Genomic DNA, 17,396 nt, shown 5'->3' with positions numbered 1-17,396 from the left:
CGCCTGAGAACGCTAATTGTCTGCGTTCTCTTAAAAAATTAAAACTCTTTTCGCAGCCAGCTGTTGAGTCGTTTAATCCACGAGCCCACTGACGCCGTCACGCGTTTTTCGACTTCCGCTTCACCACTCAAATGTGACTCTTTGCCGTAGTGCAGCAGCCCAACCGCCGTCGAATAATACGGCTCCTGGGCGTAATCCGTTAAACCAGTAATGTTCAGCGGCGCGCCAATACGCACCTGGGTATGGAATACCCGCTGCGCGCAGGCCGCCAGGCCTTCAATTTGCGCCGCGCCGCCGGTTAACACAATCCCTGCCGCCAGATGATGTTTGACACCCTGCTGGCGAAGCTGTTCCTGCAGCTGCAGGATCTCTTCGTTGACCAGATTAAGCAGCTCGGTATAGCGCGGTTCAATCACCTCTGCCAGCGTCTGACGCTGCAGGCTGCGCGGCGGACGTCCGCCTACGCTCGGGACTTCGACGTTTTCGTCTTTACCGACGATGGAACCTAATGCGCAACCGTGACGAACCTTAATCGCTTCGGCATCGCTCGGCGGCGTACCAAAGGCATAGGCGATATCGCTGGTCACCACGTTCCCGGCGTACGGGATCACTTTGGTGTGACGCAATGCGCCGCCGGTGTAGACGGCGATATCCATTGTACCACCGCCGATGTCCACGACGCAGACGCCCAGCTCACGTTCGTCTTCTGTTAATACCGAATAACTGGCCGCTAACCCGGCGAAAATAAGTTGGTCAACTTTCAGACCGCAACGTTCCACCGCTTTAACAATGTTTTTCGCCATATCGTTATGGCAGGTAATCAGATGCACCTTCGCCTGCATACGCACACCAGACAGCCCTACCGGATTTTTAATCCCTTCCTGGTAGTCGATGGCATATTCCTGCGGAATCACGTGCAGGACGCGATGTTCATCGCGGACGCGAACCGACTTCGCGGTGTGGACCACGTTCTCAACGTCATCCAGCGTCACTTCTTCTTCCGAAATCGGTACCATCCCGATTTCATTCTGACAGCTTATATGTTTACCCGAAAGTGCCAAATAAACTGATGAAATCTGGCAATCCGCCATCAGTTCGGCCTGGTCGATGGCGCGCTGTACGCATTTCACCACCGACTCGAGGTCGTTCACACCGCCTTTATCCATACCACGTGATGGGCAACTGCCCACGCCGATGATATTAATCATGCCGTCGGGCAGAACTTCCCCTACTAAAGCGGCCACCTTAGCGGTGCCAATCTCCAGTCCAACTACCAGTTTTCTGTCCGTCGCCTTGATCATTGTTGTTCTGCCTGTGCCTGATTCTGTTGTTGATTAGTTTCCTCTACGGGAGCAGGTACCCAGCCCACTGCCGCACCCGAGTCATAACGCAAATCAACGTAGCTAATCCGTTTGCCGTCGGTCTGCGCCTGCTGCTGGAGAACCGGGTAGAGTTCCATAAAGCGCTGAAGCCGTTTCATGGTATCGCCACGGCCAAGGTTGAGCTTAATGTCATTATTAAGCGTCAACTGCCAGGAGCGACGGGCGGTCATCGCCGCCACTTTCAACGTGAATTTATCCTTTGCCAGCACCTGCCCCATGTCACGATACCCTTGCAGCACTTCGTTCTCGCTGCCTTCCGGGCCGTATAACATCGGTAAATTCTGTTTGCTGGTGCGATCCGCCGGTACGCTGAAGGCATTTCCTTCTGCATCCACCATATGTTGATCATTCCAGCGCGCAATCGGCACATATTCAACCAGATGAATCTTCAATTCATCGGGCCACTGCTTACGGACGCTCGCCTGCTTAATCCACGGCAAGCGTTCAATTTGACTCTGAATAATGTTCACATCCTGAGTCATGAAAGTACCCGGTGAACCCAACGCCAGAATCGCCTGGCGGATGTCATCATTGCGCGTATAGTGACGCTCGCCGGTCACCACCATCTTCGACAGCGGCAAGCGCTGCGCATCTTCCATCCAGCCAAGAACCATCCACCCGCTGACCAGCACGGTAAACAGCACCGCCAGCAGGAAAACGATCCCTGCCAGCCGCGTTCCATTACTCCGACGCGAAGAAGAAACGTCCTCTTCATGGTTCCGCGTATTCAGCGCAGCCTGCGACATATCACCCCGCCAGGTCCAGAATTCGTACAACAAGCTGGGAGAAGCTCATTCCTGCCTGACGCGCCGCCATCGGTACAAGGCTATGGCTGGTCATGCCCGGGGAAGTATTTGCTTCCAGCAGATAAAACTGGCCATCGCTGTCCAGCATCACGTCAATACGGCCCCAGCCTTTACAACCCAGAACATTCCAGGCTTTAAGCACCAGGCTCTGGATGTCTGACTCACGCGCGGGATCTTCAAATCCAGGGCAGAAATATTGCGTCTCATCAGACAGATACTTCGCCTCATAATCATAGAAGGTTCCCGCGGCCTGGATACGTATTGACGGTAAAATTTCTTCACCGACGATGGCGACGGTAAATTCCGGCCCACTAAGCCATTTTTCGACCAAAACTTCATCATCATGCTGAAAAGCCAGCGCCAATGCACTCGGTAAATCACAGCTTTCGCTGACTTTCGACATCCCAACGCTGGAGCCTTCACGGCTCGGCTTGATGATGACCGGCAGGCCCAGCGCCGCAATCTGTTGTTCAACGGCAGCAGAAAGTCCTGCAGTAAACTGGGCGCGGGTCAGCGCGACCCACGGCGCGACCGGCAATCCCGCCCCCTGCCACAGCCATTTGCTGCGCAGTTTATCCATCGACAGCGCGGAGGCCATCACCCCGCTGCCGGTATAAGGCACCTGGATCAGATCCAGCAGCCCCTGCAGCGTGCCATCTTCCCCACCGCGGCCATGAAGGGCAATAAACGCTTTCTTAAAGCCCAGATTTTTTAACTGGGTAACATCGACGTCGCGCGGGTCGACCGGATGGGCATCCACCCCGCCTTCACGCAGCCCGGCCAGCACCGCGGCGCCTGAATTCAGCGACACTTCACGTTCAGCGGAGGTTCCACCGAAAAGCACCGCGATTTTATCAGCCATGGCGCTCTTCCTCCGTTTTTTGCGGAGCCAGTTTGATTTCAGCCAGGTGACGGGCAATTTTTCCGATATTGCCCGCGCCCTGCACCAGCACTAAATCGTTACCGGTCAGCACCGACGCCAGCATCTCCGCGGCCTGGGCCGGGTCAGAGACCAGGATTGGGTCAACTTTACCGCGACCGCGGATCGTACGGCACAGTGAGCGGCTATCGGCGCCCGGGATCGGCGCTTCGCCCGCCGGATAGACATCCAGCATCAGCAGCGCATCGACCTGGGTCAGCACGTTGGCGAAATCGTCATACAGATCGCGGGTACGGGTATAACGGTGCGGCTGGAACAGCATCACCAGATTTTTATCCGGCCAGCCAGCGCGCGCGGCTTTGATGGTGGCGTCCACTTCCGTCGGGTGGTGGCCGTAGTCATCGATCAGCATCGCGCTGCCCGGCTTGCCGTTGACTTCCGCCAGCGGAAACTCGCCAAGAAAATCAAAGCGGCGTCCGGTTCCCTGGAAACTTTCCAGCGCGCGCAGGATCGCCTGGTCGTCAATTCCCTCTTCCGTCGCCACGGCCACCGCCGCCGCCGCGTTCAGCGCGTTATGGCGACCCGGGGCATTGAGCGTGACCTGCAGGATCTCTTTATCCTGACGCACCAGGCGAAAATGGCCTTGAGCCCCAAGCTGACGGTAGTCCTCGACGCGAACGTCGGCGTCGTCGCTAAAACCGTAGGTGGTGATCTGCCGGCCTACGCGCGGCAGCAGTTCACGAATAACCGGATCGTCCACGCACATCACCGCGCGTCCGTAGAACGGCAGGTTGTGCAGGAAGTTAATAAAGGTCTGCTTCAGATTTTCGAAGTCGCCATGGTAGGTATCCATATGGTCGGCTTCGATGTTGGTCACAATCGCGACCATCGGCTGCAGATGCAGGAACGACGCATCGCTCTCATCCGCTTCCGCAATCAGATAACGGCTATGGCCGAGACGGGCATGCACGCCCGCCGCTTTCACCAGCCCGCCGTTGACGAAGGTCGGGTCGAGCCCGGCTTCGGCGTAAATACTGGACACCATCGCGGTGGTAGTGGTTTTGCCGTGAGTTCCGGCAATCGCAATCCCGTGGCGGAAGCGCATCAGCTCCGCCAGCATTTCCGCACGGCGGATCACCGGAATGCGCGCTTCGTGTGCGGCAACGATTTCCGGGTTATCTGCGGAAATCGCGCTGGAAACGACCACAACGCTGGCATCGCGCACGTTTTCCGGGCGATGGTTGAAATAAATAGTGGCGCCAAGCTGCGACAGCTGCTGGGTCACCGGATTCGGCGCCAGGTCGGAGCCGCTGATCTGGTAACCTTCATTAGCCAACACTTCGGCAATACCGCCCATACCGGCACCGCCGATGCCGACAAAGTGAATGTGCCGGACGCGACGCATCTCGGGCACTATGGAACGCAGTTTTGCCAAATCTTGTGTATTCATTCTTTACGCCATCAACTTCTGTCATTCGGGCGGTGAAAATCACCGCAATTAGCGCGCCAAAGCTACGGCGCTGACCTCTTCTGCTACTCGCTCAGTAGCGTCCGGAATCGAAGCGCCACGCGCTCGTTCCGCCATATCCAGCAACGTTTCCCGATCCCAGCTCGCCAGGGTAGAGGCAACCGCCTCTACCGTGAACTCAGGCTGTTCAAGAATTTTCGCCGCGCCGGCTTTCTCCAGCGGCAGCGCATTCCAGTACTGCTGACGATCTTTGTGCTGGAAGGGTACAAACAGCGCCGGTAAACCTGCAGCCGCGATTTCGCTGACCGTCAGCGCGCCGGAACGGCAAACCACGACATCAGCCCAGGCATAGGCCGCGGCCATGTCATCAATAAATTCCGTCACTTTATGCTGCGGCTGCCCCGCAGCGGCATAGGCCTGTTGCACGGTTTGCTGACCGCCTTTGCCGCTCTGATGCCAGATGGTCACCGCATCACCGAGCTTCGCCGCCACCTGCGGCATAGTCTGGTTCAGGACGCGCGCGCCCTGAGAGCCACCGACCACCAGCACGCGAATCGGTCCATGACGCCCCACCAGTCTCTGACCCGGCAGCGGCAGCGCCAGTACATCGGTACGCACCGGGTTTCCGACCACGTCCGCATGCGGGAACGCGCCGGGAAACGCCTGCATCACTTTCTTCGCAATCTTTGCCAGCCATTTGTTGGTCAGACCGGCAATACCGTTTTGTTCGTGGAGGACCACCGGGATCCCCAACGACCACGCCGCCAGACCGCCAGGCCCGGAGACATAGCCGCCCATGCCCAGCACCACATCCGGCTGGAAACGCTTCATGATCGCTCGCGCCTGACGCCAGGCGTTGAAGATACGCACCGGCGCTAACAGTTGCGCTTTTATCCCTTTGCCACGCAGGCCGGAGATACGGATAAAATCAATCTCGATGCCGTTTTTCGGCACTAAATCCGCTTCCATACGATCGGCGGTACCCAGCCAGCGAACCTGCCAGCCCTGGTCCATTAAATGGTGCGCGACCGCCAGCCCCGGGAACACATGCCCGCCGGTACCGCCCGCCATCACCATCAACCGCTTTTCCTGACCGCTCATCGAACACCCCGTGTAAACGCCTGGGCTTTTTCCAGACGCGTTTCATAATCTATTCGCAACAACAACATGATGGCCGTCGACATAATCAGCAGACTGGAACCACCATAACTGATCAGCGGCAGCGTCAGACCTTTCGTCGGCAGCATCCCCGCCGCCGCCCCGACGTTAACTAACGCCTGGAAGCTAAACCAGATACCAATCGCACAGGCGAGGAAGCCGGAGAAGCGATGATCGATCTCCAGCGCTTTACGGCCAATCGACATGGCGCGGAAAGCGACGAAGAATACCATTAAAAGCGCCAGTACCACACCGATATAACCGAGTTCTTCGCCGATAATGGCGAAGATAAAGTCAGTGTGCGCTTCCGGCAAATACTCCAGTTTTTGCACTGAGTTGCCGAGGCCCTGCCCCCACATCTCGCCGCGGCCAAAGGCCATAAGCGACTGGGTCAGCTGGTAACCACTGCCGAACGGGTCTTCCCATGGGTTCCAGAAGGAGGTCACGCGGCGAATACGGTACGGTTCGGCGAGGATCAGCAGGACCACCGCCGAGATACCCATGCCGATAATGGCGATGAACTGCCACAGTTTCGCGCCAGCAAGGAAGAGCATCGCCAGCGTGGTGACGAACAGCACTACCACGGTACCGAGGTCAGGCTGCGCCAGCAGCAGGATCGCCAGCACGAAAATCACGCCCATCGGTTTTAAGAACCCGCGCAGGTTGTTACGCACTTCATCCGCTTTACGCACAAGATAATTGGCGATATAGCAGAACAGCGACAGCTTGGTGAACTCCGCCGGCTGAATACGCAGCGGGCCAAGGGCGATCCAGCGCGATGCCCCGTTTACCGAGCTGCCCACCACCAGCACGATCAGCAGCATAACGATCGAAGCGATCAGCATCGCGGTACTGTGGCGCTGCCAGAAATCCATCGGCAGGCGCAGCGTCACCAGCGCGAGGACAAAGGCCAGCACAATGTACAGGCCGTCACGCTTGGCAAAGAGGAAAGGATCGTTCGCCAGGCGCTGCCCCACCGGCATCGACGCCGAGGTCACCATGATAAAGCCGATCGCCGCCAGGCCGAAGGTCAGCCATAGCAGCATCCGGTCATACATCACCAGACTGTCGTTATCTTTCGGGCGCGAGCCCATCACCCAGCCTTTTAGCGCGGCGAACAGCCAGGCGAAGATAAACATCCCCGGCAGTCGCGGCAGTCTCAACCGAGGCAAGCTCAGCTGCGGCATTCTCAGGCGTGGGAGAGAGAAACGCATCAACCTAACTCCTTCGCCAGACGGGCAAACATATCGCCCCGTTGTTCAAAATTCTTAAACTGATCCAGGCTGGCGCACGCCGGCGACAGGAGCACCATGTCGCCCGCTTTCACCAGAGATGCAATTTGACGCATCGCCTGTTCCATGGTCTCAGTTTGTACCGCCACGTCAGGACGCAGCTCAGCGAGCTCGGCGCCATCGCGACCAAAACAGTACAAGCGAATACGATCGCCGCCGAGGTAGCGCTTCAGCGGGGTAAAATCAGCGGACTTGCCGTCGCCGCCCAGCAGCAGATACAGCGTGCCATCCAGCTGCAGGCCGTTCAGCGCCGCCTCGGTGCTGCCGACGTTGGTTGCCTTCGAGTCGTTAATCCAGCGTACGCCGTTGTGATCCAGCACCAGCTGAAAGCGATGGGCCAGACCAGTGAAGGTGGTTAATGCCTTGAGGCTACTGGCCCGCGGCAGGCCCGCGGCATCGGCCAGCGCCAGTGCCGCCAGGGCGTTGCTGTAGTTATGCTGACCGGTGAGAGGCATCTCTTTCACATTGAGGACTTTCTCACCTTTAACGCGCAGCCAGGTTTCGCCCTGCTGACGGTTAAGGTGGTAGTCACCGACATCGACACCAAAGCTGATGCAGCGATCGTCCGCCCCGCGTACCGGCATCGTGAGCGCATCGTCCGCGTTCACCACGCAGGTTTTTGCATTCTCGTAAATCCGCAGCTTCGCCGCGCGATACTGCTGCAGCCCCAGCGGGTAGCGGTCCATATGGTCCTCAGTCACGTTGAGGATGGTTGCCGCCACAGCCTGCAGACTGGAGGTCGTTTCCAGCTGGAAGCTGGAGAGCTCCAGCACATATAGCTCACGATCGGTGTCCAGCAGCATCAGCGCCGGCAGGCCGATATTACCGCCCACGCCGACGTTAACCCCGGCCGCTTTCGCCATCTCGCCCACCAGAGTAGTGACAGTGCTTTTGCCGTTAGAGCCGGTAATGGCGATAATCGGCGCCTGCGCCTCGCGGCAGAACAGCTCGATATCACCAACGATCTCTACGCCTGCATCGGCTGCCGCGCTCAGTGAAGGATGGGCCAGCGCGATGCCGGGACTGGCGACAATCAGATCCGCCGCCAGCAGCCAGGTATCATTGAGTCCGCCGACATGGCATTCGACCGATTCGGGTAATTTATCCAGCCCCGGAGGCGCGACGCGGGTGTCCATTACACGCGGCGTCACGCCGCGCGCCATGAAAAAGTCCACGCATGACAGGCCGGTCATACCCAGCCCAATAATGACGACTTTTTTACCCTGATAATCTGCCATGATTAACGTACCTTCAGCGTCGCCAGGCCAATCAGCACCAGCATCAGCGAAATAATCCAGAAGCGCACGATAACGCGCGGCTCCGGCCAGCCCTTCAGTTCATAGTGATGGTGAATCGGCGCCATACGGAAGATGCGCTGACCGCGCAGCTTAAAGGAGCCAACCTGCAGGATCACCGACAGAGTCTCCACGACGAAAACACCGCCCATAATCACCAGCAGGAATTCCTGACGCAGCAGCACGGCGATAATGCCCAGCGCGCCGCCGAGCGCCAGCGAACCGACGTCGCCCATAAAGACCTGCGCCGGATAGGTGTTAAACCACAGGAAGCCCAGACCCGCGCCGACAATCGCCGTACAGACGATCACCAGCTCGCCAGCATGGCGCAGATAGGGAATGTGCAGGTAGTTGGCGAAGTTCATGTTGCCGGTGGCCCATGCCACCAGCGCAAAGCCGGCAGCGACGAAGACGGTCGGCATAATCGCCAGGCCGTCGAGGCCATCGGTCAGGTTGACCGCATTGCCGGTACCGACGATAACGAAGTAAGCCAGCAGGATATAGAGCAGGCCCAGCTGCGGCATCACGTCTTTAAAGAATGGCACCACCAGCTCGGTCGCCGGGGTGTCTTTCCCGGCCAGATAGAGCGCGAACGCCACGCCCAGCGCGATCACCGACATCCAGAAATACTTCCAGCGGGCGATCAGGCCTTTGGTATCTTTGCGCACGACTTTACGGTAATCATCAACAAAGCCGATGATCCCGTAGCCGATTAATACCGTCAGTACGCACCAGACGTACGGGTTGGAGGGGTAAGCCCACAGCAGAACGGAGACGGTGATCGCAGTGAGGATCATGATCCCCCCCATGGTCGGCGTGCCGCGTTTGCTGAAGTGGGACTCCGGACCGTCGTTACGTACGACCTGGCCGAAGGAGAGTTTTTGCAGACGGGCGATCATGCGCGGGCCCATCCACAACGAGATGAACAGCGCGGTCAGCAGGCTGACGATGGCGCGAAACGTCAGATAAGAAAAGACGTTAAAGCCGGAATAATATTTGACCAAATGTTCGGCCAGCCATACTAACATGTCCCAGTCTCCTGTAATGCGCGTACTACCTCTTCCATGGCGGCACTACGTGAACCCTTCACTAAAATGGTCATTATCTTGTGCTCCGCCAGCAGCTCGCGCAGGCGAGCCACTACTGCGGCTTTATCATTAAAATGTTCGCCCACGCCGCTGGCGCGGCTGATATCCGCGCTCAAGGTGCCGACGCTGAGGACGCAATCCAGCCCCGCCGCTTTCGCTGCCTCGCCGACTTCGCGATGGCAGGCCGCGCTTTCCGCGCCAAGCTCCGCCATATCGCCGACCACCATCGCCCGGAAGCCGGGCATCTCTGACAGTACCTGCACCGCCGCGGTCATCGAACCAACGTTGGCGTTGTAGGAGTCATCCAGCAGCAGCTGGCTCTCCGTCAGCCGGATCGGGAACAGACGCCCCGGAACGGCCTTCAGCTGCGCCAGACCGGCTTTTACCGCCGCCAGATCGGCGCCTACCGCCATCGCCAGCGAGGTCGCCGCCAGCGCGTTAGCGATGTTATGGCGTCCCGGCAGCGGCAGCAGGACGTCAACGTTGCCGGTTGGGGTCTGCAGCGTAAATTCGGTACCGTGGCTGGTGATCTGCACGTTGGTCGCCGTGAAGTCGCTGTTGGCCGCATTCGGTGAGAAGCGCCACACTTTGCGATCGCCAATCACCGCCTGCCAGTTCAGCCAGTCGTTGTTATCAGCATTGAGAATGGCGATGCCGTTTTCCGGCAGACCGGTATAGATTTCGCCCTTCGCCTTCGCCACGCCCGCCAGCGAGCCGAAACCTTCGAGGTGCGCCGCAGCAAGGTTGTTGACCAGCGCGGCTTCCGGACGCGTCAGGCTGACGGTCCAGGCGATTTCGCCCTGGTGGTTGGCGCCGAGTTCGATCACCGCGTACTGATGCTCTTTAGTCAGGCGCAGCAGCGTCATCGGTACACCGATATCGTTGTTCAGGTTGCCAGCGGTATACAGTGTGTTGCCGCACTGGCTAAGGATCGCCGCGGTCATCTCTTTGACCGAGGTTTTACCGGACGAGCCGGTCAAGGCGACGACGCGGGTCGGTACCTGCTGACGCACCCAGGCGGCTAACTCGCCGAAAGCCTGGCGGGTATCTTTCACGATCACCTGCGGGAGATCGCAGGCCAGCGGACGGCTCACCAGCAGCGCGCCGGCGCCAGCTGCTTTCGCCTGTTCGGCAAAATCATGAGCGTCGAAACGCTCGCCTTTCAGCGCCACAAACAGGCAGCCCGCCGTCACTTTACGGGTATCGGAGGTCACCTCGTCGATAGCGATGTCGCTACCCTGCCGTTCGCCATGGGCGATCGCGGCGAGCTGGCTTAACGTAAAGCGAATCATGCTACCGCTCCCAGCAGACGCGCGACGGTGACGCGGTCGGAATAATCCAGACGGCGATTGCCGACGATCTGGTAATCTTCATGGCCTTTACCCGCCACCAGCACCACGTCGTTCTCTTTCGCCTGCATCACGGCGTTGGTGACCGCTTCCGCGCGGCCTTCCATCACCTTCGCATGACCCGCATCGAGCATGCCGGCCAGAATATCGTTGATAATCGCCCGCGGCTCTTCGGTGCGCGGGTTGTCATCAGTGACCACCACGATGTCGGCAAATTCTTCAGCGATAGCGCCCATCAGCGGACGCTTGCCTTTGTCACGGTCGCCGCCGCAGCCGAAAACGCACCACAGCTTGCCGCTGCAGTGCAGGCGCGCGGCCTGCAGCGCTTTTTCCAGCGCGTCAGGCGTATGGGCGTAATCCACCACCACGGCCGGTTTACCGGGCGCGCTGAACACTTCCATACGGCCGCATACCGGCTGTAAACGCGCTGCGGTTTTCAGCAGATCGGCCAGCGGATAGCCCAGCGCCAGCAGCGTCGCCAGCGCCAGCAGCAGGTTGCTGACGTTAAAGGCGCCCATCAGGCGGCTTTCGATTTCACCGTTGCCCCAGCTGGAGTCAAACTGAATGGTCGCGCCGCTGTCGTGATAGTTGACCGCGGTGGCCTTCAGCCAGCGGCCGTGGCAGTTCGGATTGATATGATCTTCCATCGACACCGCCACCGCATCCGGCAGCTTCGCCAGCCAGCGACGCCCCACTTCATCGTCAGCGTTGACGATGGCCTGGCCGCAATGGTGGGTCGAGTACAGCAGCCATTTCGCCGCTTCGTAGTGCTCCATGTCGCCATGGTAGTCGAGGTGGTCGCGGCTCAGATTGGTAAACACCGAGGCGGCAAACTGCAGCGCCGCCACGCGGTGTTGCACCAGACCGTGGGAAGAGACTTCCATCGCGCCGAAGGTTGCCCCCTGCCCGACCAGACTGGAGAGCACATGCTGAACGTCTACCGCAGAACCGGTGGTATTTTCGGTCGGCACGACTTTATCCAGCAGGCCGTTGCCAACGGTCCCCATCACTGCGCTGGTTTCGCCGAGCAGCTTCGCCCACTGCGCCAGCAGTTGAGTGGTGGTCGTTTTACCGTTAGTACCGGTGACGCCCACCAGACGCAGCTGCTGCGACGGCTGATGATAAAAACGCCCGGCCAGCGCCGATAAGCGTTCGTTAAGCTGGCTCAGGTAAATAACCGGCACGCCGTGCATTTCACGGATCTCACCGTCTTCAGCCTCGCCCTGCGCTTCAGCAATAATGGCAGCCACACCTTGCGCTATCGCCTGCGGGATATAACGACGCCCGTCCGCCTGATGACCCTGTACCGCGATAAAGAGATCGCCGGAAGCAGCCACCCGGCTGTCCAGCGTCATCTCTCGCAGAATGCGCTCCGGTGCGTTTGGCACCCACGGAGCGAGTAGGTCGCGCAAATTACGATCTGCCACCTGTTCCCTCGCCTTGATTAATTACAAATTCACTTTTTTCGCCCGTTGCCAGCGCATCCGGCTCAATGTTCATGGTGCGCAATACGCCGCCCATGATGGCACCGAAGACCGGCGCGGAAACGGCGCCACCGTAGTATTTACCTGCCTGCGGGTCGTTGATCACCACCACCAGCGCGAAGCGCGGATGGCTGGCGGGCGCAACGCCTGCGGTGTAAGCAATATATTTGTTGATATAGCGGCCATCCGGCCCCACTTTTTTCGCCGTACCGGTTTTAATCGCGATGCGATAGCCTTTGATCGCCGCTTTCACGCCGCCGCCGCCGGGCAGCGCCACGCTTTCCATCATATGAACGACGGTACGAACGAGTGATTCCGGGAAGACGCGCTCGCCCGGAACCGGTGGATCAACCTTGGTAATTGACAGCGGGCGATAGATGCCATAGCTGCCAATCGTTGCGTAGACTCGCGCTAACTGTAACGGGGTTACCATTAGCCCGTAGCCGAAAGAAAAGGTGGCCCTCTCTATGTCAGACCACCGTTGTTTTTGAGGATATAAGCCACTGCGTTCTCCGACCAACCCCAAATTGGTCGCCTTTCCAAGCCCAAAACGTGAGTAAGTATCTACTAACGCTGAGGACGGCATCGCTAACGCCAGCTTAGAAACACCGACGTTACTCGACTTCTGTAGCACCCCGGTCAGGGTCAATTCGCTATAACGCGCCACGTCTTTGATTTCGTGGCCGTTAATTCGATAGGGAATGGTATTCAGCACGGTATTTTCGTTGACGATGCCGCGCTGCAGCGCCGTCATCACCACCATCGGTTTCACCGTCGAACCCGGTTCGAATACGTCGGTGATAGCGCGGTTACGCATGGTGTCTTTCGCCGTACCGGCGAAGTTGTTCGGGTTATAGGAGGGGCTGTTGGCCATCGCCAGCACTTCCCCGGTGTTAACGTCCACTAACACGGCGCTGCCCGACTCGGCTTTGTTAAAGGCCACGGCGTTGTTCAGCTCGCGATAGACCAGCGCCTGCAGACGTTCGTCGATGCTCAGCGCCAGGTTGTGCGCCGCCTGGCTGTCGGTAGAAGAGATATCTTCAATGACCCGGCCATAGCGGTCTTTACGCACGATACGCTCGCCCGGCTGGCCGGTAAGCCATTTATCAAAGCTTTTTTCGACCCCTTCAATCCCCTGGCTGTCGACGTTGGTAAAGCCAATGAGGTGAGCAGTCACTTCTCCGGAAGGGTAATAACGACGGGACTCTTCACGCAGATGAATGCCCGGCAGCTTTAGCTTTTTGATGTAGTCGGCCATGTCAGGGTTTACCTGACGCGCCAGATAGATAAAACGCATCCGCGGATTGGTATTGATGCGCGTTGCCAGCTGATCCAGCGGCATATTGAGGGCGTCCGCCAGCGCCTTCCAGCGCGTATCCAGGGTGATCCCGCCAGCATCATGCAGCTCCTTCGGATCGGCCCAGATAGCCTTCACCGGTACGCTGACCGCCAGCGGCCGCCCGGAGCGGTCGGTAATCATCCCGCGCGCGGTAGACACTTCCTGGACGCGCAGCGAGCGCATATCGCCCTGACGCACCAGCATGTCGGGGCTGACCACCTGGAGCCAGGCGACACGACCCAGCAGGAAAGTCAGCGCCAGCAGAATACAGCCGCACAGCAACGCAAAACGCCAACTGATAAAGTTGGCCTGTTCTTCCTGACGCTTTGCTTTTGGCGTTTTTGGCGCTGCTTTCATCCGTCGCAATAATCCTTATTTCTGTACAACGATATTTTCTTGTGATGGATCGACGTGTTGCATCTGCAACTTCTCGGTCGCGATCCGCTCAACCCGACTGTGATCGCCGAGCGCGTTCTCTTCGAGGATCAGGTTGCGCCACTCGATATCCAGGGCGTCGCGTTCCAGAACCAGTTGTTCACGCTGCGCGGTCAGCAGGCGCGTATGGTGCGCGGTGGTGACCACGGTAATCGCCGTAATAATGATGCAAATGAACAGGCAGAGTGGCAGTTTCCCAAACCGCAGAAGGTCGTCCCCGATCACGCCAGGCAAAGCATGGCGCTCGTTGCTTCCAATCGACCCTTTAACCTTGCTTAAGGCCTCTGTCACTCTGCCGATCATGCGTTCGTCCTCTCTGCAATACGCAGCACTGAACTACGGGCACGTGGATTCTCTGCCACCTCTTCTTCGCCCGGCATCAACTTGCCTAGTGCTCGTAACTCACGGCCGCCCAGTTTTTTGAGCTGCGCTTCGGTCATCGGTATTCCCGCCGGAACCTGCGGACCGCGGCTTTGTTCACGCATAAAGCGCTTCACAATGCGATCTTCCAGCGAATGAAAACTAATGATCGATAGCCGCCCACCCGGGGCCAGCACGCTGAGCGAGCTTTTTAGCGCCTGCTCTATCTCCTCCAGTTCACTGTTTACCCATATGCGCACCGCCTGGAAGGTACGGGTCGCGGGATGTTTATGCTTATCTTTTACCGGCATCGCCGCAGCAATGACCTCCGCCAGCTCTTTGGTGCGGGTCATCGGTTCAATACGGTTACGTTCGACGATCGCGCGGGCGATACGTTTACCGAAACGCTCTTCGCCGAAGGTTTTAATCACCCAGGCGATATCGGCTTCTTCTGCCGTCTGCAGCCACTCGGCCGCGGACTGACCGCGCGTCGGATCCATGCGCATGTCCAGCGGCCCGTCGCGCATAAAGGAAAAGCCGCGTTCCGCATCGTCAAGCTGCGGGGAAGAGACGCCGAGATCGAGCAGAATACCGTCGATCTTACCGGTAAGATTACGCTCGTCGACGTAGTCAGCGAGCTGTGAAAAAGGACCATGTACGATGGAAAAGCGGGGATCATCGATGGTTTTCGCGACGGCAATCGCCTGTGGATCGCGATCGATTGCCAGCAAGCGTCCTTCCGCTCCCAGCCGGGAGAGGATCAGGCGCGAGTGACCACCGCGGCCAAAAGTACCATCAATATAGATACCGTCTGGACGAATATTGAGGCCGTTGACGGCTTCATCCAGAAGTACCGTAGTATGTTTATAATTTTCCATCATTTTTATAAGGACAAATCCTGCAGGCGCTCCGACAGTTCACCGGTCGCGGACTGCTCAGCGTCGATATCTTCCTTGACCCGTTGATACCAGGTCGTTTCATCCCACAGTTCAAACTTATTAAACTGCCCGACCAGCATCACTTCTTTTGTCAGCCCGGCATGCTGCCGTAACACCGGCGCGATGAGCAATCGTCCGGCATTATCCATCTGACATTCGCTGGCATGACCCAGAAGCAAACGCTGTACGCGCCGCTCAACGGGATTCATGCTCGATAAACGCGACAATTTCTGCTCGATGATTTCCCATTCAGGCAATGGATAAAGCAGCAGGCACGGGTGATGAATGTCAATGGTGCATACCAATTGACCGGCAGCGTCCTCGATCAGCCCATCGCGATAGCGCGTTGGCACGGCCAGGCGGCCTTTGCTGTCGAGATTGACCAACGTTGCTCCACGGAACATGCCAGCCTCACCCCTTTTCGCCACTTTATCCCACAAATTCCCACCAGAAGGAGTTTACGGAGCGGAGGAAAAGCTTGTCAAGCCAGCACGGATGCCAACAGAGCTCAAAAACCCATTATTTACAGCCGACATTAGCCCTGATGAAAAAATCATCAACAGGCGAGGCAAATTAACGTTATGAATACGTGTAAGAAAATAACCAACAAACTCGTAACAGTTATAAACAACAAAATATCTTCGGCGGGAAAATATAAAGTGTCAGTTTGCGACGCGAGCGGCATTTTAGGCCATTATGCCGGTCGTTAACAGTACCTGTTGCTGGCTGAGGGGCGGACCAGACGCGGGATAGGGCAGAAGAGAAAGGCTGGGGCGTACAAAATGAGTGTTAATTCAGCAATTAACCTGGTGAATGTAACAAAATAATACAATTAAAGCCTGCGCAATCATTTTTTGTGTCCCGTTTTGAGTAACAAAACGATTGCCAGCGAATTAAACAAAATAACACGTAAAGAAGTTTAAGGATTTGTCTGAAATATATTCAGTTTTGCATTTTGGACGTCAATTGCCTGATTAATCGCCAAAGGCCTGCTTTCCGGCAGGCCCGCCAGGAATATTCCTGGGCTCTGGCGATAGTGCGCGCTTAGCGGCGATTCAGGCTACCGCGACGATAGAGATTACGGCGAATACGGCTCAGGCCCGGCTTTGGCTTGCGCGGTTCATCGAGGCTGGCGAGGACGATCTCCAGCACCCGCTCAGCGACATCGCGATGGCGCTGAGCCACCGCCAGCACCGGGCACTGCAGAAAATCGAGCAGCTCATTATCGCCGAAGGTGGCGATCGCCAGTTCGGAGGGCAGTTTGCCCTCACGGCGCAGCGTCACATCCATCACGCCCTGCAGCAACGGGAAAGAGGTAGTAAACAGCGCCTGAGGCATCGGATGGGTTTCAAGCCATTTCTCAAACAGCTGAGCCGCCGCTTCGCGCTCATAGCTGTTGGCATAGAGATAATGCACCTCGCGCGGATCGTCCTGCCAGGCTTTGCGGAAGCCCTGCTCGCGCAGGAAGCTCACCGACAGTTCCGGCAGCGCGCCGAGATAAAGTACCGTTTCGCCAGGGAAGGTCCGCAGCTCGGCAGCGAGCATTTCAGCGTCATCCTGATCAGCGCCGACCACACTGGTGAAATGCTCGCGGTCAAGAGCGCGGTCAAGCGCGACAATCGGAAACGGATCGTTAGCCCAGCGTTGATAGAAAGGGTGCTCCGGCGGCAGCGAGGTAGAGACAATGATAGCGTCCACCTGGCGCTGCAGCAGATGCTCAATGCAGCGCATCTCGTTATCGGGTTGATCCTCCGAACAGGCAATCAGCAGCTGATAGCCGCGCTGACGCGCCTGACGTTCGAGATAATTTGCAATGCGGGTATAGCTGGTATTTTCGAGATCCGGGATCACCAGACCGATAGATCGTGTGCGTCCTGCACGCAGGCCAGCGGCGACCGCATTCGGATGATAGTTATGCTCTCGCACCACAGCCATCACCTTTTCGACCGTTTTATCGCTTACGCGGTACTGCTTCGCTTTGCCATTAATCACATAGCTCGCGGTGGTTCTTGAAACACCGGCCAGCCGGGCGATTTCATCCAGTTTCACAATTGCCCCTTGGGTAAGAAGTGCCAAACATAACCATTATTCAGGTATGGAACCCTTTTTATAACATCTAAGC

At 57.8% G+C, this 17,396-nt stretch carries 15 protein-coding genes; all 15 read right to left on the bottom strand.

The genetic code is table 11. The features are described 5' to 3' along the window. Positions 1-38 precede the first annotated feature (38 nt). The gene (gene ftsA, locus N438_RS17070; RefSeq protein WP_004204343.1) at positions 39-1,301 is read right to left on the bottom strand and encodes a cell division protein FtsA; all 1,263 of its coding nucleotides are present in this window, start codon (positions 1,299-1,301) and stop codon (positions 39-41) included. Next, complete coding sequence (gene ftsQ, locus N438_RS17065) at positions 1,298-2,128, bottom strand: cell division protein FtsQ (protein WP_008807429.1); 831 nt, start codon at positions 2,126-2,128, stop codon at positions 1,298-1,300. The genes ftsA and ftsQ overlap by 4 nt, the downstream gene beginning before the upstream one ends. Position 2,129: 1 nt before the next feature. After that, positions 2,130-3,050, bottom strand: a complete 921-nt coding sequence (locus N438_RS17060) for a D-alanine--D-alanine ligase (protein ID WP_048267453.1) — start codon at positions 3,048-3,050, stop codon at positions 2,130-2,132. Continuing rightward, positions 3,043-4,518 (bottom strand): UDP-N-acetylmuramate--L-alanine ligase, encoded by a 1,476-nt coding sequence (gene murC / locus N438_RS17055; protein ID WP_008807431.1) that lies wholly within the window; start codon positions 4,516-4,518, stop codon positions 3,043-3,045. The genes N438_RS17060 and murC overlap by 8 nt, the downstream gene beginning before the upstream one ends. Before the next feature lie 48 nt (positions 4,519-4,566). Next, a complete protein-coding gene (gene murG / locus N438_RS17050) occupies positions 4,567-5,637 on the bottom strand; it encodes an undecaprenyldiphospho-muramoylpentapeptide beta-N-acetylglucosaminyltransferase (RefSeq protein ID WP_008807432.1) in 1,071 nt (356 codons plus the stop codon). Beyond that, the gene (ftsW, locus tag N438_RS17045; RefSeq protein WP_004204337.1) at positions 5,634-6,908 is read right to left on the bottom strand and encodes a cell division protein FtsW; all 1,275 of its coding nucleotides are present in this window, start codon (positions 6,906-6,908) and stop codon (positions 5,634-5,636) included. The genes murG and ftsW overlap by 4 nt, the downstream gene beginning before the upstream one ends. Further along, positions 6,908-8,224: a UDP-N-acetylmuramoyl-L-alanine--D-glutamate ligase gene (gene murD, locus N438_RS17040; protein WP_032756214.1), complete on the bottom strand. Its 1,317-nt coding sequence runs from the start codon at positions 8,222-8,224 to the stop codon at positions 6,908-6,910. Before murD ends, ftsW begins: the two co-directional genes overlap by 1 nt. Before the next feature lie 2 nt (positions 8,225-8,226). After that, on the bottom strand, positions 8,227-9,309 hold the full coding sequence (mraY, locus tag N438_RS17035) for a phospho-N-acetylmuramoyl-pentapeptide-transferase (protein WP_008807434.1): 1,083 nt from the start codon (positions 9,307-9,309) through the stop codon (positions 8,227-8,229). After that, the gene (gene murF / locus N438_RS17030) at positions 9,303-10,661 is read right to left on the bottom strand and encodes a UDP-N-acetylmuramoyl-tripeptide--D-alanyl-D-alanine ligase (RefSeq protein WP_012968939.1); all 1,359 of its coding nucleotides are present in this window, start codon (positions 10,659-10,661) and stop codon (positions 9,303-9,305) included. The genes mraY and murF overlap by 7 nt, the downstream gene beginning before the upstream one ends. Continuing rightward, entirely contained in the window at positions 10,658-12,145 is a 1,488-nt protein-coding gene (gene murE, locus N438_RS17025; RefSeq protein WP_008807436.1) for a UDP-N-acetylmuramoyl-L-alanyl-D-glutamate--2,6-diaminopimelate ligase, read from the bottom strand. The genes murF and murE overlap by 4 nt, the downstream gene beginning before the upstream one ends. Beyond that, a complete protein-coding gene (locus tag N438_RS17020) occupies positions 12,132-13,898 on the bottom strand; it encodes a peptidoglycan glycosyltransferase FtsI (RefSeq protein WP_116696382.1) in 1,767 nt (588 codons plus the stop codon). Before N438_RS17020 ends, murE begins: the two co-directional genes overlap by 14 nt. Positions 13,899-13,913: 15 nt before the next feature. Beyond that, the gene (gene ftsL / locus N438_RS17015) at positions 13,914-14,279 is read right to left on the bottom strand and encodes a cell division protein FtsL (protein WP_002888550.1); all 366 of its coding nucleotides are present in this window, start codon (positions 14,277-14,279) and stop codon (positions 13,914-13,916) included. Further along, entirely contained in the window at positions 14,276-15,217 is a 942-nt protein-coding gene (rsmH, locus tag N438_RS17010; RefSeq protein ID WP_008807438.1) for a 16S rRNA (cytosine(1402)-N(4))-methyltransferase RsmH, read from the bottom strand. The genes ftsL and rsmH overlap by 4 nt, the downstream gene beginning before the upstream one ends. Before the next feature lie 2 nt (positions 15,218-15,219). Further along, positions 15,220-15,678, bottom strand: a complete 459-nt coding sequence (gene mraZ / locus N438_RS17005; protein WP_012542858.1) for a division/cell wall cluster transcriptional repressor MraZ — start codon at positions 15,676-15,678, stop codon at positions 15,220-15,222. Between the two features lie 640 nt (positions 15,679-16,318). Continuing rightward, on the bottom strand, positions 16,319-17,323 hold the full coding sequence (gene cra, locus N438_RS16995) for a catabolite repressor/activator (RefSeq protein WP_004145952.1): 1,005 nt from the start codon (positions 17,321-17,323) through the stop codon (positions 16,319-16,321). Positions 17,324-17,396: the final 73 nt, after the last annotated feature.

The sequence above is a fragment of the Klebsiella sp. GL120222-02 genome, from assembly GCF_003097195.1.
GTDB lineage: Bacteria > Pseudomonadota > Gammaproteobacteria > Enterobacterales > Enterobacteriaceae > Klebsiella > Klebsiella variicola.
Note: the sequence above shows the minus strand (reverse complement) of the source record. Positions and strands in the feature narration are given on the sequence as shown.

Excerpts from the sequence above, each read along its gene's own strand:
- ftsA (WP_004204343.1), bottom strand. The coding sequence starts at position 1,301 with ATGATCAAGGCGACGGACAGAAAACTGGTAGTTGGACTGGAGATTGGC.
- ftsQ (WP_008807429.1), bottom strand. The coding sequence starts at position 2,128 with ATGTCGCAGGCTGCGCTGAATACGCGGAACCATGAAGAGGACGTTTCT.
- N438_RS17060 (WP_048267453.1), bottom strand. The coding sequence starts at position 3,050 with ATGGCTGATAAAATCGCGGTGCTTTTCGGTGGAACCTCCGCTGAACGT.
- murC (WP_008807431.1), bottom strand. The coding sequence starts at position 4,518 with ATGAATACACAAGATTTGGCAAAACTGCGTTCCATAGTGCCCGAGATG.
- murG (WP_008807432.1), bottom strand. The coding sequence starts at position 5,637 with ATGAGCGGTCAGGAAAAGCGGTTGATGGTGATGGCGGGCGGTACCGGC.
- ftsW (WP_004204337.1), bottom strand. The coding sequence starts at position 6,908 with ATGCGTTTCTCTCTCCCACGCCTGAGAATGCCGCAGCTGAGCTTGCCT.
- murD (WP_032756214.1), bottom strand. The coding sequence starts at position 8,224 with ATGGCAGATTATCAGGGTAAAAAAGTCGTCATTATTGGGCTGGGTATG.
- mraY (WP_008807434.1), bottom strand. The coding sequence starts at position 9,309 with ATGTTAGTATGGCTGGCCGAACATTTGGTCAAATATTATTCCGGCTTT.
- murF (WP_012968939.1), bottom strand. The coding sequence starts at position 10,661 with ATGATTCGCTTTACGTTAAGCCAGCTCGCCGCGATCGCCCATGGCGAA.
- N438_RS17020 (WP_116696382.1), bottom strand. The coding sequence starts at position 13,898 with ATGAAAGCAGCGCCAAAAACGCCAAAAGCAAAGCGTCAGGAAGAACAG.
- ftsL (WP_002888550.1), bottom strand. The coding sequence starts at position 14,279 with ATGATCGGCAGAGTGACAGAGGCCTTAAGCAAGGTTAAAGGGTCGATT.
- rsmH (WP_008807438.1), bottom strand. The coding sequence starts at position 15,217 with ATGATGGAAAATTATAAACATACTACGGTACTTCTGGATGAAGCCGTC.
- mraZ (WP_012542858.1), bottom strand. The coding sequence starts at position 15,678 with ATGTTCCGTGGAGCAACGTTGGTCAATCTCGACAGCAAAGGCCGCCTG.